This is a genomic window from Microbulbifer sp. YPW16 (assembly GCF_021290385.1).
GTDB lineage: Bacteria > Pseudomonadota > Gammaproteobacteria > Pseudomonadales > Cellvibrionaceae > Microbulbifer > Microbulbifer zhoushanensis.
Window position 1 is genome coordinate 3,328,211 of sequence record NZ_CP089928.1, and the last position, 15,581, is coordinate 3,343,791.

Annotated in this window: 13 protein-coding genes; 6 read left to right on the forward strand and 7 right to left on the reverse strand. The window is 61.3% G+C overall.

Annotated elements, in window-relative coordinates:
- Positions 1-69: 69 nt before the first annotated feature.
- The 5 genes from LVE68_RS14475 (at position 70) to LVE68_RS14495 (ending at position 2,368) form a co-directional block, all read left to right on the forward strand.
- On the forward strand, positions 70-339 hold the full coding sequence (locus LVE68_RS14475) for a hypothetical protein (protein ID WP_232941130.1): 270 nt from the start codon (positions 70-72) through the stop codon (positions 337-339).
- A gap of 171 nt (positions 340-510) precedes the next feature.
- A complete protein-coding gene (locus LVE68_RS14480; RefSeq protein WP_232941132.1) occupies positions 511-789 on the forward strand; it encodes a hypothetical protein in 279 nt (92 codons plus the stop codon).
- Positions 779-1,093 carry a hypothetical protein gene (locus tag LVE68_RS14485; protein ID WP_232941133.1) on the forward strand — a complete coding sequence of 105 codons (315 nt, stop codon included), beginning with the start codon at positions 779-781 and terminating at the stop codon, positions 1,091-1,093. Before LVE68_RS14480 ends, LVE68_RS14485 begins: the two co-directional genes overlap by 11 nt.
- 248 nt (positions 1,094-1,341) lie before the next feature.
- Positions 1,342-1,968, forward strand: a complete 627-nt coding sequence (locus LVE68_RS14490) for a carbonic anhydrase (RefSeq protein ID WP_232941134.1) — start codon at positions 1,342-1,344, stop codon at positions 1,966-1,968.
- Positions 1,958-2,368: a hypothetical protein gene (locus tag LVE68_RS14495; protein ID WP_232941138.1), complete on the forward strand. Its 411-nt coding sequence runs from the start codon at positions 1,958-1,960 to the stop codon at positions 2,366-2,368. Before LVE68_RS14490 ends, LVE68_RS14495 begins: the two co-directional genes overlap by 11 nt.
- A 42-nt stretch (positions 2,369-2,410) precedes the next feature.
- Here LVE68_RS14495 and LVE68_RS14500 read toward each other — a convergent pair whose 3' ends face one another.
- The 3 genes from LVE68_RS14500 to LVE68_RS14510 all read right to left on the reverse strand — a co-directional run bounded on the left by LVE68_RS14500 (position 2,411) and on the right by LVE68_RS14510 (position 8,296).
- The gene (locus LVE68_RS14500) at positions 2,411-3,838 is read right to left on the reverse strand and encodes an efflux transporter outer membrane subunit (protein ID WP_232941139.1); all 1,428 of its coding nucleotides are present in this window, start codon (positions 3,836-3,838) and stop codon (positions 2,411-2,413) included.
- Positions 3,831-7,040 carry an efflux RND transporter permease subunit gene (locus LVE68_RS14505; RefSeq protein WP_232941141.1) on the reverse strand — a complete coding sequence of 1,070 codons (3,210 nt, stop codon included), beginning with the start codon at positions 7,038-7,040 and terminating at the stop codon, positions 3,831-3,833. The genes LVE68_RS14500 and LVE68_RS14505 overlap by 8 nt, the downstream gene beginning before the upstream one ends.
- 113 nt (positions 7,041-7,153) lie before the next feature.
- Entirely contained in the window at positions 7,154-8,296 is a 1,143-nt protein-coding gene (locus LVE68_RS14510) for an efflux RND transporter periplasmic adaptor subunit (RefSeq protein WP_232941143.1), read from the reverse strand.
- Between the two features lie 403 nt (positions 8,297-8,699).
- Between LVE68_RS14510 and LVE68_RS14515 the strand changes: the two genes are divergently transcribed.
- Positions 8,700-9,659: an AraC family transcriptional regulator gene (locus LVE68_RS14515; RefSeq protein WP_232941146.1), complete on the forward strand. Its 960-nt coding sequence runs from the start codon at positions 8,700-8,702 to the stop codon at positions 9,657-9,659.
- A 19-nt stretch (positions 9,660-9,678) separates the two neighbouring features.
- Here the strand turns inward: LVE68_RS14515 and LVE68_RS14520 are convergent, their stop codons facing one another.
- The 4 genes from LVE68_RS14520 to LVE68_RS14535 form a co-directional block, all read right to left on the reverse strand.
- A complete protein-coding gene (locus LVE68_RS14520; RefSeq protein WP_232941148.1) occupies positions 9,679-9,948 on the reverse strand; it encodes a high-potential iron-sulfur protein in 270 nt (89 codons plus the stop codon).
- 198 nt (positions 9,949-10,146) lie between these two features.
- On the reverse strand, positions 10,147-12,474 hold the full coding sequence (locus LVE68_RS14525; RefSeq protein WP_232941149.1) for an immune inhibitor A domain-containing protein: 2,328 nt from the start codon (positions 12,472-12,474) through the stop codon (positions 10,147-10,149).
- Positions 12,475-12,846: 372 nt separating this feature from the next.
- Positions 12,847-14,184: a sensor histidine kinase gene (locus LVE68_RS14530; RefSeq protein ID WP_232941151.1), complete on the reverse strand. Its 1,338-nt coding sequence runs from the start codon at positions 14,182-14,184 to the stop codon at positions 12,847-12,849.
- Complete coding sequence (locus LVE68_RS14535; RefSeq protein ID WP_232941152.1) at positions 14,184-15,539, reverse strand: sigma-54-dependent transcriptional regulator; 1,356 nt, start codon at positions 15,537-15,539, stop codon at positions 14,184-14,186. Before LVE68_RS14535 ends, LVE68_RS14530 begins: the two co-directional genes overlap by 1 nt.
- Positions 15,540-15,581 lie beyond the last annotated feature (42 nt).

Here is a 15,581-nt window from a genome sequence, read left to right on the forward strand (position 1 = left end):
AAACATACGCCAGCTAAACTGAGGGTGTAACAGCGGAAAGCGCCGTTCGAAAATCAGAGGTATTCGGAAATGAAGCGCATAGGGATGTACGCTCTGTCTGTGACACTGGCAGCGGCCCTGCAGGGTTGTATCTTTGTTCCGGTCGAATCCGGTGATCGCGATGACCCCTTTTACTTCAACCCGGACGATGTCCGGCCCAGTGCAAATTTCGTCGAGGTGGGGCACTACATGCCCAATACTTACCTGCCTCCCGCCAGCAGCCGGCAGTGCTCGACCGAGTCGGAGCTGCGGAAAGTAGGGTCGCCCTGTTGGTTTTTCCCGATAATGCGGGTTTACTGAGCGCAGGGATATACCTGGCAACTTTTTGCCTGGCGGGACGCAATTGCCCGGAAGCCGGCTCGGGACAGCCGCGAAATACATGCATGGACGATGTTCAGGAAAATCACAGCGGGACTGTGCAGGCGTCGTTGCCCGTCAGTGGTCCTGCTGCAATGTTGGAGGTTCAGGTTCATGCAGGTTAGAACGCTAGCTGTATCCGTATTTGCTGCTGCGCTACTGGGCGGTTGTGGTAGTACCGACCCCCGTGACGACGTTGTCTATCCCTATAGCCAGCCGGTTCCCCGTGCGGCCGAGTATCGTGCGCCGGCACCGACCAATGCCGAGCCACGCAGCAACTATGGTTCATGCCCCGGTGATGCCGAAGAGCTGGCCCAGGGGTCCATCTGTCCGCCAACGGCACAGTGTTTCGATATTTCCGGTGGCAAACGGTGCATTGTCTATGAGAAATAAAATTCCCGGTATCGTCGCGCTCAGCCTGGTGCTTCCGGGTTGTGCCGGTACCAGTTTCGACGGTTTCTGGGGTGACCTGCGCGGTACACCGCAGGTTTATGGTTACCGCTCGGTGCCGGTAGAGGAGATGCCCGCGTTCCCGCGCTATTGCCTGGCCAGTGATCCGCTGGTGGGGCCGCTGGGCCAGTGCCTGGAGGCTGCCCCGCACTGTTACCAGCTGGATACCGGCGACTGGTGCGCGGGTCCCTATTCCCCATTCGTGCTGGAGCCCTCTTACCACGCGCATCTATACCAGTCCAAATAGGTACTTTGAGTCGTTCGCGCGGTATAACTGGTACTGGAGGCTGGAGCGATTGAATCTTCTTGCCCGTGCTCTTTCGGGGGCTGCCGGTTTATTGGACCCCCGCCGGGTCGTGGGCGAGAGATTGTTTCGCCGGGGTAAATTTGTCAATTGCCCGGTGATAGTGGAAACCGTGACGTCTGGCAGGGCGTTTTGGGGCCTCAGTCCGATATGCTATCTCCAAAGCAGACCATTTCGCTTGGAGGTGCAAAATGTTATCCGCCCATGAGGCCCTGCGTCGCCTGCAGGAAGGGAACCGGCGTTATGTCGAGGGTGCCCCGCAGAGTTCACTGGAGGTAGACGAAGGCCGCCGCAATGAACTGCTGGAAGGTCAGGCGCCCCATACCATTGTCCTCGGGTGTTCGGACTCGCGCGTGCCGGCCGAGCTGGTCTTCGACCAGGGGCTGGGGGACCTTTTCGTTATCAGGGTCGCCGGGAATGTGGTTGCACCGTCGCAGGTCGGCAGTATTGAATTCGCGGCGGAAGCCTTCGGCACGCGTCTGGTAGTCGTGCTGGGGCACTCCAACTGCGGTGCGGTGGCGGCGACCATCGACCAGCTGCACCAGCCCAGTGAAACCCGCTCGCCCAACCTGTATTCCATTGTCGATCGTATCCGCCCGGCGGTGGAGCCGTTGCTGGAGAGTCATGTTGCGCCCGATGAGCTCGCCGCACGGGCGGTGCGCGCCAATATTCGTGCCTCGGCGAACCAGTTGCGCCACGGTTCTGCGATCCTGGAGCGCCTGGTGGAGCAGGATGGGCTGCTGATTGTAGGCGCCGAATATTCACTGGAAACCGGCTGCGTTGAGTTCTTCGAGGGAATGCCGGCCAGTGGCACCTGATGTCCCCGGTCCGGAAGAACCGCGGTCACGAAACCCGAGCTGGATCGGTGGGGTACTGGTAGCGATCGACCAGCTCGGCAACGCGATTGCCGGCGGTAACCCCGATGCGACCATCTCTGCCCGGGTCGGCTATTTCGCCAGCCACCACAAGCGGCCGTTGTGGCCCTACTGGCGGTTGCTGGAAAGGGTCATCGATTTCACTTTCCTGCCCATCGACGGTCCTCGCCACTGTTACTTCGCTTACCTGAAAGACCGACAGGAAATGCGCGAGGGCAGTGACCTGATGCGCCTGGTTCTCAGTCTGTTGATCATCGTAACCTGTATCCCGCTTTCGGCAATTACCCGCCTGTACGTGCTGGTATTTCCCCGCGCAAAACCCGATCGGGAGGGGCGGGGCTGACGTATAGCCGGCCCCGCTTGTGCCCGGGCGTTTTCCTGCCAGTTATTGTCCCCGCCCTTGCGCGTAGTGTGCCGCGGGCGCCGGCGCCCCCGCCAGGGCCCGGTACACGTTGACCATCGATATCACTTCCTCTGTGCGTCCGCGGACTTCCGCGTCGCGTGCCGTATTGGCCTGGCGCTGGGCGTCGAGGACTTCAAAGTAACTGTTGAAGCCCTCCTCGTAGCGTTTCCGGGCCAGTTGTTCTGCCTTTTGTGCCGCCGACCGGGCTTCACGCAACTGCACCGTGCGTTCCCGGTTGCGCCGATGCTGCACCAGGCTGTTCTCCGTTTCCTCCAGGGCGTTGAGCACGGCCTGGCGGTAATCGGCCAGCGCTGCCTGGGCGTCCGCGCCGGCAGCATCGATACGGGCGCGTACCCGGCCGGTATTCAGGAACGTCCAGTCGATACCGAGGGCGACGTTGCGGGATTCCGCCGGGCCCGAGAACAGTTCACCCGTGTCGCCGGCGACCGAGCCCAGCAGGGCGCCGAGGGTAAAGCGGGGGAACAGGTCGGCGGTGACGATACCCACGCCGGCAGTGGCCGCCGCCAGGCGTCGCTCTGCCGCGCGCACGTCCGGGCGCCGGCGCAGCAGGTCGGAGGGGCTTCCGGCGGGGATAGCGGGTTGTGACCGCGGCAGGTCTGCAGCCGGTTGCAGCTTTTCCACGAGCGCGTCGGGCTGCTGGCCACTCAGCACGGCGATGCGGTGCATACGTATGCGGATTGCGCCCTGCAGTTCGGGGATGGTGGCACGGGTCTGTGCCAGTTGTGCCTGTGCACGGGTCCGGTCGAGCTCGGTACCCTGACCTGCCGCCAGCCGCGCCTCGACAATATCGAGCGAGTCACGCAGGTTGTCCACGTTCCCCTGGGCTACCAGTAACTGCTGTTGCAGGCCGCGCAGCTCGAAATAACTGGCAGCCAGCTGGCCGATCAAGCTCACCTGCAATGCGCCCAGGTCGGCTTCGGCTGCCTGCAGCCGGGCGCGGCGGGCCTCGCTGGCTCGCTCGAGCCGGCCGAACAGGTCCAGCTCCCAGTCGAGCGCGATACCGGCTTCATAGCGTTCGCTGCGGAGTCCTCCCGGGGCTTCTGCCAGCGCGGGTTGCGATTCGCCCGCCGACGCAGCCGCGGTCACTCCCGGCAACTGTTCTCGCCGGGCCAGTCGCAGCAGGGCGGCCGCCCGCTGGTAGCGCGAGACCGCTGCCTGGATATCCTGGTTGGCATCCAGGCCCTGGCGTACCAGGTCTGCCAGCATCGGGTCACCGAAGCCGCGCCAGAATTGTTGCTCCTGGCTCGCGTTAAATGATTGCCGGCCCTGCCCGGCTGCAAAAGTCTCGCCGACATCGGGGACCGGGGCACGATAATCAGGCCCAACCGCACAGCCGGCGATAAAGCCGGTGGCAATCAGGCCGCTGACCGCAAGACCGGATTTACGCATGGGTTTCCTCCTGTGCCTGCTCCCGGGTACGTTGGGGCAGGGGGGCGTCCCTTTTGCTGGGGGGTGGCGTGCCGTTGCCGCCACGGTCACTGAGCCGGCGCAGAGCCACATAGAAAACCGGTGTGAGGAACAGGCCGAACAGGGTCACGCCAATCATGCCGGTAAATACGGTGATTCCCATGGCGTTGCGCACCTCGGCACCGGCGCCACCGGCCAGTACCAGGGGGACGACACCTGCAATAAAGGCCACGGAAGTCATGATGATCGGGCGCAACCGCAGGCGGCAGGCTTCCAGTGCGGCGCTGACGGTATCGCGGCCCTGCTGCTCCAGCTCGCGGGCAAATTCCACAATCAGGATGGCGTTCTTGCAGGCCAGCCCCATCAACACCACCAGCCCCACCTGGACAAAGATATTGTTGTCACCACCGGTGAGCCATACACCGAACAATGCGGCAAGCAGGCACATGGGCACGATCAGGATCACAGCCAGTGGCATGATCCAGCTCTCGTAAAGTGCCGCCAGCACCAGGAATACCAGCAGCACGGCGAGCGGGAACACCACCGTGGCGGCGTTGCCCTGGTTGACCTGCTGGAAGCTCAGGTCGGTCCATTCGACCTGCATGCCCGGCGGCAATACCCCGGCCGCGACCTGTTCCACTGCGGCCAGTGCCTCTCCTGAAGAGAGCTGGGTTGGATCGGACTGGCCCATCAGGTCTGCAGCCGGGTAGCCGTTGTAGCGGATCACCGGATCGGGACCGTAGCTCTCCTTCAGCTCGACCATGGTGCTGAGGGGCACCATCTCCCCGTCGCGGTTGCGCGTGTAAAGGTGGTCCAGGTCCCCGGCCTCATCGCGGAAGGGGGCATCCGCCTGGGCCAGTACCTGGTAAGTGCGGCCGAACAGGTTGAAGTCATTGATGTACATCGAACCGAAGTACAGCTGCAGGGTGCCGAACAGGTCGTCCAGCCGGACCCCCTGCGCCTTGGCCTGCAGGCGATCCACTTCTGCATCCATTTGCGGGACGTTGGCCTGGTAGGAGCTGAACGGGTAGCTCAGCCCCGGTGCCTGGCTCAGTGCGCCGGCCAGCTGGTTGGTTGCCACCTGTAGTTCACCGTAACCGGCACCGGCACGGTCCTGGACATAGAGTGAGTAGCCGGATCCCGCACCCAGCCCGAAGATCGGCGGCGGCATAAAGGAAACGGCGAAGCCTTCCTTGATCTGTGCCAGCTTGCCGTTCAGCTCCGCGGCAATCTCCGGCGCGCTGCGATCGCGTATGGCAAAATCGTCGAACAACACGAACACGGTACCCACGTTTGGGGTATTGGTGTTCTGCAATGCATTGAATCCCACAAAAGCGGCCGCGTGGGAAACCCCCTCGGTATCCAGCGCAATCTCGCTTACCCGGCGCGCAACGTCCTCGGTGCGGTCCAGTGAAGCACCCTCCGGCAGGCGGATGCTGCCCACCAGGTAGGTCTTGTCCTGGGTGGGAATAAAACCGCCCGGGACCTGGTTGAACATAAAGACAGTACCCGCCAGCAGCAGCGCGTACACGGAGAAAACCACACCGCGACGCTTCAGGCTGCGGCCGACGACCCGTTCGTAACCCTCCGAGCTGCGCTGGAAGAAACGGTTGAACGGGCGGAAGATCCAGCCGAACAACCTTTCGATCAGGCGCGCCGGGGCATCGGGCGTGGCGCCGTGGGGTTTGAGCAGCGCTGCCGCCAGCGCCGGCGACAGGGTCAGTGAGTTGATTGCGGAAATAATCGTGGCAATGGCGATGGTTACGGCAAACTGCCGGTAGAACTGGCCGGTAATGCCGTCCAGGAATGCCATCGGCACAAATACGGCACACAGCACCAGGCTGATGGCAACAATGGGACCACTGACTTCACGCATGGCCTGGTGTGCTGCCGCAAGCGGTTTGAGTCCCTCCTCGATATTCCGCTCGACGTTTTCCACCACCACAATGGCATCATCCACCACGATGCCGATAGCCAGCACCATGGCAAACAGGGTCAGGGTGTTGATGGTAAAGCCGAGCATCAGCAGCATGGCAAAGGTGCCGACAATGGAAACCGGCACTGCCAGCAGGGGAATCAATGACGCACGCCAGGTCTGCAGGAACAGGATCACCACCAGCACCACCAGCAACACGGCCTCCAGCAAGGTCTGGATAACCGCCTGGATCGAAGTGCTGACGAACACGGTGGGATCGTAGGCGACCTCCCATTCAAGTCCTTCCGGGAAGCGGTCATCCAGCTCGGCCATGGTCGCGCGCACGGCGCTGGAAACTTCCAGCGAGTTGGAGCCTGGCGCCTGGAAAATGGGAATGGCCACCGCCTGCTGGCCGTTGAGCAATGCGCGCAGGGAGTCCTGGGAAGACGCCAGCTCGATACGCGCGACGTCGCTTAACAGGGTCATCTGGCCATCGTCGCCGGTCTTCAGCACTACATTGCCGAATTCCGCAGCGCTCTCGAGCCGGCCCTGCGCATTGATGGAGATGAGGAAGTCGGAATCCATGGGCATGGGCGGGGCACCGAGCTGGCCTGCGGATACCTGCACGTTCTGCTCCCGCACTGCAGCGACGATATCCGCTGCAGTGACGCCGACGGACGCGGCTTTCTGTGGGTCTACCCAGATACGCATGGCGTAGTCACCAGAGCCGAATACCCCGGCCTGGCCGACACCCGGGATACGGGCGAGCTCGTCGCGGATGTTGAGCACCGCATAGTTGCGGATATAGGTGGCATCCAGGCTGTTGTCCGGTGAGATCAGGTGCACCGCCATCATCAGGTTGGGCGATTGCTTCTGCGTGGTGACGCCCTGGCGACGCACATCCTCCGGCAGCCTGGGCAGGGCCTGGGATACGCGATTCTGCACCTGCACCTGGGCCTGGTCCGGGTCGGTGCCCAGCGAGAAAGTCACGTTGAGAGTCAGGCTGCCGTCACTGCTGGCTACTGACTTCATGTAAATCATGCTCTCCACGCCGTTGATGGCTTCCTCCAGCGGCGTGGCGACAGTCTCGGAAATGGTTTTGGGGTTGGCGCCCGGGTAGCGGGCTGTTACCTGCACGCTGGGCGGTACCACTTCCGGGTATTCGGTAACCGGCAGGATCGGGATACTGATCAGGCCGACGACAAAAATAATGATCGACAGCACCGAGGCGAAAATCGGTCGATCGACAAAAAATCGGGAAAAATTCATGCGGTCTCTCTCGGGCTCATCGGGTGTCAATACGGCATTCCCGCCGACAAGCTGGCACCTTGTGGGAATGATGGGAATGCCACCGGCAGGCTCTGCGCCGGTGGCTCATCCGGTCAGTGCAGGGCGACCTGCTGTTCCGCCGACTGGCTGCGCATGGCGACCAGTTGCGGCTCTACCGGCATACCCGGCGCGAATATTTTCTGCAGTCCATTGATCACCACTTGCTCGCGATCCTTCAGTCCGTCGCGGATCAATACCAGCTCTCCCTGCTGCGGTCCCAGCTCCACATCGCGGCGTGCGACAGTGTTGTCCTCGCCAATCACGTAAACGTAGCGTCGGTCCTGGTCAGTCATCACGGCCTTACGATTGACCAGGATGGCCCGCCGGACCTGTTCCACTGGCATCTGCACCCGGGCAAATTGCCCGGGTCGCAGTGCGCCGTCTGGATTGGCTACCTGCGCGCGGAACTGCACAGTGCCCGTATTACTGTTGAGGCGGTTGTCGACAAAGTTGAGCTTACCGCTGAGGGAAAAATCCCCGGAGTGCCCCAGTGCGATGCGCACGGGTGTTTCATTCCCGGGCCGGGCCAGGGCCAGGTTGCTATCGAGGGCCTCCTGGTTGCCCTCGAAATAAACGTACATCGGATCCACGGATACCAGCGTGGTGAGCAGGCTCTGGTCGGCGCTGGCCAGGTTTCCGCGGGTGATGAAAGCACGGCTCACACGGCCGCTGATCGGTGCGGTGACCCTGGTGTATTCCAGGTCAAGCTTTGCATTTTCCAGTTCGGCGCGGGCAGCATTGACGGCGGCCCGGGCGGATGCCGCGGCTGACTTGCGCCGGTCGTGCTCCTCCCGCGAGATGGCGCGGCTCTGTAGCAGCTGTGAGGCACGCCCGGCCTGGCTGTCAGCCAGTTCCAGCTCGCTGCTGGCACGTGCCAGCTGCGCCTCGGCAGCGCGAACCCGGGCGCGATAGGGGCGCGGATCGATCCGGAACAGCAGGTCACCTTTCAGCACCAGGTCGCCCTCGGTAAATGCAACCTCTTCGATATAGCCGCTGACCCGGGGGCGGAGCTCCACAGTTTGCGGCGCTGCCACGCGGCCGGTGAAGTCGCCCCAGATGGTGGTGGTTTCCTCGAGTACCTCGGCCACTTCCACGGCCGGGGGCGGCGCCTGCTGGCCGCCAGGTTCACCTGTACCGCAGGCGGCAAGTACCACCGCCGGCAGGAGCGCGGAAGCAAGTTTCAGGAGCTTGGTCATATCGGGTTTCCATCCTCGAAGTCATGGTCAGTAGGGGAATTTGTTCCCATGGCTGGTCGGGGCTTTCCCGTGCATGGGGGCACTTCCGGAGGCTGTGAACCTTAGGGGAGGGTGGCTTTGCGGCGGTATCCGGTTACTGGCCGGTGATTGCCTGATTCTGTTTTCGGGATATTGTGAAACTACTGGGTTGCATCGGGCTTCGTGGGTATGTGATACCCAGAGTCGCACTGTAATAAGGAATTTTTCAGCCTTTTTTCTGCAGGATTAACGACACCGTTGCTTATTCCTGTTCCGTGCTTGCCTAATTCTGCATTGTTCTAAGCCGGTTGCTCAAAACTACGTATACTGGGCGTCCCTGAAATTACGGGCTGTCGTCGTCCGCGGAGGAGTATCAATGGGAGCCATGCAAAAACAGTTTCCGCAGTCGAATGTCATCGACGCGGGCATTGAGCCGGCGCGCAGGCAGCTGGCGTCCACTATGCTGCGGCTGATGCCCACAGAAGGCATGCTGGAGGCCTCCCTCGATGGCCTGGCCATGTTCCGTGCCGATACTGACCACTCTTTTACCTCATCGGTTTATGAGCCGAGCATGTGCTTTGTTGTGCAGGGCAGCAAGTCGGTCCAGTTCGGCGACCGCGAGATCAAGTATGGACCGCTCAATTTTGTCGCCTGCTCGGTACATATTCCGGTAACTGGCAAGGCCATAGTCGATTCACCCGAGTCCCCTCACCTCGGTATCAGGCTGAATGTGGATCCCAATGAAGTGAGTGACCTGGTGCTTGAACTCGGTGAACGTGCTCCTGCCCTGGAACCGGGCTTTCAGTGTGAGGAGAGCTCCTGCGGTATGCGGGCTGTGACCATGAATCGGGGTATTCTCGACGCCCTCGGCCGCCTGGTGGCCCTCGCGGAATCACCGGAGGATGCACCGATCCTCGCGCCACTGGCGCGCCGGGAACTGCTGTATCGTGTGCTGATGAGCGAGATGGGCCCGCACCTGCGCAAGCTCTCGGTGGCAGACAGCCAGTCGAGCCGGGTCTCGCGGGTGATCGGGATATTGCAGGAGCGCTATGCCGAGCCGCTGCGGATCCGCGAGCTCGCGGATCATGCGAATATGAGCGAGTCCTCCCTGTACCACAGCTTCAAGCAGGTGACCCGTATGTCACCATTGCAGTTCCAGAAGAAGCTCCGCCTGCATGAGGCGCGTCGCCTGATGCTGGCGGAGGGGCTGGAAGCCGCCTCGGCCAGCTACCGGGTGGGGTACGAGAGCCCGTCACACTTCAGTCGCGAATACAGCCGCATGTTTGGTGCACCGCCGCGGGCCGATGTGAACAAGCTCCGGGGTGAGACACCGATCCCGGCCTGAGGGCCGGGATCGCGCCCGCCTACTGCTTCTTGACGTAGAGGTTGCACCAGCCTTCGGGGCTGATTTCGCCTTCGACTACCTGGCAAGCGTTGGGATCGGTCCAGAACTGGCAGTCCTTGCACTTCTGGCCGTCCTTGGGACTATCCTGGTATTTCACCGCTTCTTTGCTCGCCTTGCCCTGGGCAACGGTGCGGTCGGTGGCGATGATTGCCGCCGGCAGCAGGATGGCGGCGCAGCCCGAGAGCTTGAGGAATTTCCGGCGCGAGATATCCCGCTTTTCATTACTCATGATCGAATAACCTCTTCGGAAAAACGACGTAAAAGTGGAGTTCCGGTTTTAGGTTAGTTCATGTTGGGGGTAACAAGTAATCAGCGTGCACTGGTTGCGAAACTCGGTGCAATTGCAAATCGCTCGCGTTTATTTTTCTTCAAGGGGAAAGGTGGGGCGGCACAGGTCGTGCCGCCCCGGAAGGGCTTCTGCGAAGCTTTACCGGTACAGTAAAACCTGGCCCACGGACTTGTCGTCACTCTGGGAGGTGACGCGGACCTTGAGCCCATAGGTGCTGATCGCGCGACCTGCATCGGGGATGGGGCTGTTACTGTAATCCTTGCTGTCGTCAAACAGTGGATTACGCGCGGTGAAGTTATCCCGCAGCAGCAGGTTGTAGCCCGACAGCAGATCCAGGGTTTCTTTTGCGGCCTTGTCGATACTGAATGCGGCATCGTGTACCTGGTAACGGGTCGAGGCCACCTGGCGGTCATTCCAGGTATTCACGTGCTGGTCTGCGTCCACTACACCGAGGAAGCCATTGCCCGGATGGATCCCGACCCAGTTGTCCGCGTAGCTGGTATCCGCATACCAGATCAGCAGTCCCTCGTTGAACTCCAGCAGTTCCCCGGCCACATTCACGTGCTTCAGGCCCTGGTCCACACCTCGGTGCGTGCGCCACTCGAGCAGGTAGTAGTGGTCGTGCAGGCTGTAGCCCGGGTCGCGGGTAAAGCCGGCCAGGTTGAAGGCGCCGGTGGACTCGGCATCGTCGAGCAACAGTGTCGTGTCATCAGCGCTAACCCGGATGTCATCAGCGAAGAAGCCCGGGTTGGCGACGTAGCCGTCTGTCCAGTAATTCAGCAGCAGATATACCTGCTTGCCGGCATACGCACTCAGGTCAAACTCGGCATCGACCCAGCCGCCGGAGGCGCCGGTGATACCGTGGCCCGGGTTCTGTCCGTAGGGGCTGCTGTCAGTGGTGATATTACCCGCCAGTGGGACAGGGATTTCGGTGCTGCCATCGAACACTGAAACATAGGCGTAATCCCAGTCCTTCTCGATGTCGTACCATGCCTTGAAGGCGAGACTGGCACTGCTGGCGTTGCTCAGGTCGAGCGGTACCAGCATATAGTTGGACAGTCCGTTACCGCTGCCACTGAAGTAGGCATATTCACCGCTCGTGGGAGTAGTAATAATCTTCTTTTTCTGTGGCAGGTCGATGCGGACGGCATCGTTGTTGCTGCCCTTGCTGACCGCCTCATCCAGCAGTGCCTGCACGCCCTCAGCGGGGATGTCGGCGAGATCGATGGTGGCACCGTGCAGCCAGTTGCCCCCCATGCTGTTTTGCAGGAACTCCTTCGACCAGGCGGAGAAGCCCGTAGGCTCGGAGCCGGGAATGACACCGGCCCAGCTGCCATTCGACATCACAGACCAGGAGGACACCGGCTCACCGCGGCCTGTGTACTGGGTATCGTACTCATCCGGCAGTCCCAGGTCGTGGCCATACTCATGGCTCACCACCCCGGCCGCGGCATCGGCCGGCTGGATGGTGTAGTCGTAAGCCGCCATCGGCATGTCCTCGCCCCAGTAATCCACCGTGGCACTGGTGCCGGGGATCGGGAAGGGGGCCGCTCCCAGCGTCCAGCGGTGGGCCCAGATGGCGTCCTCGCCCAGCTGGCCGCCGCCGGCTTCCTCGCCAACGGAAGAGTGGAAGATCATTACATGGTCGACAAGGCCGTCGGCCTCCCAGTAATTACCATCGCCGTCGAGGTCGTAGCGATCCTCGTTGTCAAATTCCGACAGGTTAACGGTCGGGTCTGCCGCCGCCGCCAGCAGAGCCTCGCGTACGAGGGCCCTGGCATCGCCGTCAGCATTGTTGCCGTAAAACGCGGCGGGCTGGCTGGCCATGTACCAGCCGGCGACTGAGCCCTCAACGCTGTAGCTGTTGCCGGATTGCTGCCAGTAGAACTGTTGCATCGAGAGGAGCTTTTCGCCGGCGGGCCCGGTGAAACCGCTTTCTGAGAAGAGCAGGTCCGCATAGTGGTCCGGAGTGTAATCCGGGTAGTACATGTCTGACTCCCCGGGCTGGATGCTGTTGTGGGGGAAGTCCGGGAATTCCATCAGGATGGCCAGCACGCGGGCGTTGTTGGCCTCGCCATGATAGGTATCCGGGCGCAGCGGGGACGGTTTTTTCTGTTTTGCGCGGCCGAGCTTGTTGCCGTTGCCGTTCTGCAGTGCTTGCGCGAAGCTGTGTTCGCTGTGGTTCGCGAGTACACTGGAGTTATTGCCGGCGAGGCCAGCGCCACGCTGCTCGGTGGCCTGTTGGGCACGCTCCCTGAGGTATTCCCGCAAGGCCTGTTCGGCTTGGGGCAGGTTCGCATTCGCATCGATTCGCCCGGATTTTTTCAGCATCTCAATCAATTTGGATTCATTGGCGATGGCGAGATCCAGGGGACCACCGTGGGCCGGCCGGTCAGCGGCCTGGGCGGTGGCAATCAGCCCAAGGGCCAGGGCCCCGGCAGAAAATAGCTGGTGGGTTTTGGACATAAATTCCTCATTATCTTTAGTGCTATTGGGAATTCGGGCGGGAAAACCTCATCGGAAGCTGACTGCATGCATTGCGCAGGGCGAAATCCGTGAGCCATCCATGGCCCCGGCGGTCAATTCTTTTGACCGCTGGAGTTTATGACGAACGGGATGCGAAAGGACGCAATAAAAATCGTGACCAGGTTGTGGTAATCGTCAGATAAATGGTAAGGCGGGATGGTGCGGGGAAAGAGCACCGGCTTTCTACCTTGGTAAAAAGTACTAACCATGCAGTGTTATCAAGCCCAGGGTGGGGGTGATGAACCTTACTAGGTACAAAATTACTTGTTGCCGCATTTTTTATGAACGTTAGTACCGACGTAAAATTAAATTCTAGTAAGGTGCGTCGATATTATCTGGCCAGGGCAGGAAAAGGTTTACCTGCAGGCCACCGCCGGTGCGGTTATGCAGCTGAATAGTGCCATCGTGCGCTTCGACAATCTCGCGACACAGGGCCAGGCCCAGGCCCATGCCGCCGGGCTTGGTGGAATAGAAAGGCAGCAGTGCCTGCTGCAGTACTTTGTCTCCCATGCCTGTGCCTCGATCACGAACGGTGATCCTCTGCCCCTGGCTATCCGTGCGCACCTCAATTTCCGTTTCCCCTGGCGGGCTGCCGGCATCGCCTGCGTTTTTCAGGAGGTTGAGCAGGGCCTGCTCCATCTGTACCGGGTCGAAATACCCCGGCCGGCTGGGCAGCGTGCCGCAGAGTAAAAATGGTTGCAGGGGTTCCACTCTTTCCATGAGCTGTTGCCAGTTCACCTCTTCCCGGCTCGGGGCAGGAAGTTTTGCGAAGCGCGCATAGCCCTGGGTGAATTCGGTCAGGTGCTGGCAACGTTCCGCAATGGTATCGAACACCCGAACAAGCTTTTCTGTCTGACCCTCCTGGGTGGCCAGTAGCTTGCCGCTGTGTGCCATGGAGGAAATGGGTGCGAGGGAGTTGTTCAGCTCGTGACTGATCAGGCGAATGACTTTTTTCCACACCTGCACCTCGGCGCGGGTGAGTTCCCGCGTCATCTCGCGAATCAATACCAGTCGGTGTTTCTGCGCATTCAGGACAAACACGCTGTTGCTGACATGCTGGGAGTGACCGCCCTCGTCATCGCTGTAACTATACAGGCCATCCTCACCGCTCTCGATGGCTGTCGCCAGCTCTGCAGGGCACTCCTGCAACAGGTCGGCCAGTTTCATGCCATTGATCGGCCTGCCAGAGTGAAGCAGGTGGCGGGCACTGGTGTTGGCGTAAATGATACGACCGGTCTGGTCCACCAGCAGCAGCGTGTGGGGCGAGCTCTGGATCACTGTATCCAGCAGCAGTTCGCGCTGGTAGATATGGGTACGTTCCCGCCGCAGGATTTCACTTACATCGTTGTAGAGTCTTGCGATCTGGCCCAGCTGGTCGTTGCGCTTGAGGGCGAGGGATATGGAAAAATCCCCGTCGCGAAAATTCAATAGTCCTCCCTCAAGCGCTACCAGGTCGCGCTCCAGGGGGCCGGTCACCAGCCGCACCAGTGCAATTACGGCGACCACTCCCAGAAGCAGGCCGCCAGCCCAGGCGAGCCCGGGGTCGAGTTCAAAGGCACTCAACAATACAAAGGGAACGGTCGTGGCGACGAGTACCGCCAGCAGGCAGCTGGCAACTATCCGTCCCTCCAGCGAAATTCTCAGCGCCATCAGTAGGGAATCCCATATTTATCGAGCCGCCGGTAGAGCGCCTGGCGGCTCAGGCCCAGCTCCCGCGCAGCCTGGGCAATGACACCATTGCAGCTGGCGAGGGTCTGCTCGAGCAGTTCGCGGCTGGGTTCGAAACCCAGGTCCACGCGACTGGCAGTATCGGGCTCGGGCAGGTTGAGGGTTTCCACCTCGACACTGTTTCCGCGGGTGAGGACTGCGGCGCGCTGCATGGTGTTCTGCAGTTCACGTACATTGCCTGGCCAGTCGTAACGAACCAGTGCCTGCTGCGCCGGGGCCGATAATTGCCTGGCATTGCCGGGGGCCTCCTGCAGGAAGCGGCGCGCGAGCGGCAGTATGTCTTCCGGCCGCTCGCGCAGGGGAGGCAGCTTCAGCTCAATAACATTCAGGCGGTAAAAGAGATCCTGGCGGAAATTGCCGGTCGCGATCTGCTGTGGCAGGTCACTGTTGGTGGCGCTGATTACCCGCACGTTTACCCGGCGGGTCTGGCTGCTACCCAGGCGCTGGAATTCGCCGGTCTGCAGTACTCGCAGCAGTTTTACCTGGCCACTGGCGGAGAGTTCACCGATTTCATCCAGAAATAGCGTGCCGCCGTCTGCGGCCTCGAAGCGGCCCTGCCGCACCTTGTTGCCGGCACCGGTGTAGGCGCCGGCCTCTGCCCCGAACAATTCGGCTTCCATCAGTTCCTCGGGCAGGGCGCCCACATTGACCTTGATGTAGGGGCCGTCGCGCAGGGAGGAGTTGGCCTGCAGAATATCGGCGATTTTCTCCTTGCCGGCGCCGTTGGGACCGGTGATCAGCACCGGGATGTCGGCGGCTGCGACCTGGGCGGCCATCTCCAGCAGCTTCTGCATGGCATCGCTGCGATACACGATACCCTGCAGGTCGTAATCCTGTTCGAGCTGGGCGCGAGCCCTGAGAGCTCGCTGGCTGGCACGCTGTTGTTGTTGCTGCAGCTCGTTCAGCTCCAGCAGGTTCTTGACCGTGGCCACCAGCTTGTTGTCGTCCCAGGGTTTGCCGAGATAATCGGCGGCCCCGGCCTTGACCAGCTCCACGGCCATCTCCAGCTGGGTCCAGGCCGTCAGCAGGATCACCGGCAGGTCGGGTGCGATCTCGCGAATGGCAAAGAAAAGCTCCCGCCCCTCCTCACCGGAGGTAGTGTCCGCGGTAAAGTTCATGTCCTGGATCACCAGGCTGATATCCCCGTGTTCACGTAACAGCTGCAGGCCCGCCTGCGGGGTAACCGCGCTGGCGGTCTCGATATTGTGCAGTGACAGCAACAGCTCCAGGGCGGAGATGATGCCCGGGTTGTCATCGATAACGAGAACTTTATCCATGTTTTCAGTCGTATCCGCAAATGGAAAACGGGCGCGAGCGCC